The 565-nt window shown below is 37.0% G+C and carries 1 protein-coding gene; it reads right to left on the reverse strand.

All coding sequences use genetic code 11. The annotated features are described in order from the left end of the window. On the reverse strand, positions 1-565 hold a 565-nt coding region (locus KPL50_RS28090), incomplete at both ends, for a GTP-binding protein (protein ID WP_253200835.1).

The raw sequence follows: 565 nt of genomic DNA on the forward strand, positions 1-565 counted from the left end.
TACAACTTTTCTTTTATCTTCGCTGAGTCCAACGATTTCTACTTCTTCTCCAACCTTAAGTATCCCAGTTTCAACTCTTCCTGTAGCAACTGTTCCTCTACCTGTAATTGTGAATACATCTTCTACTGGCATTAAGAATGGTTTGTCTGTTAATCTTGTTGGTGTTGGAATATAAGTATCAACAGCTTCCATTAATTCTATTATGCATTTTGATGCTTCTTCGTCTGTTGGATTTTCTAATGCTTTTAATGCTGATCCTGTTACTACTGGAATATCATCACCTGGGAAGTCATACTCACTTAATAGTTCTCTTACTTCCATTTCAACTAATTCTAATAATTCTGGATCATCTACCATATCTGCTTTGTTTAAGAATACTACTATATATCCTACTCCAACTCTGCTTGCTAGTAGTATATGCTCTCTTGTTTGAGGCATTGGACCATCTGCTGCACTAACAACTAGTATTGCTCCATCCATTTGTGCTGCTCCAGTGATCATGTTCTTTACATAATCGGCATGTCCTGGGCAATCAACGTGTGCATAATGTCTGTTTACTGTTTCA

This window comes from Clostridium sp. CF012, from assembly GCF_018861755.1.
Lineage (GTDB): Bacteria > Bacillota > Clostridia > Clostridiales > Clostridiaceae > Clostridium_AD.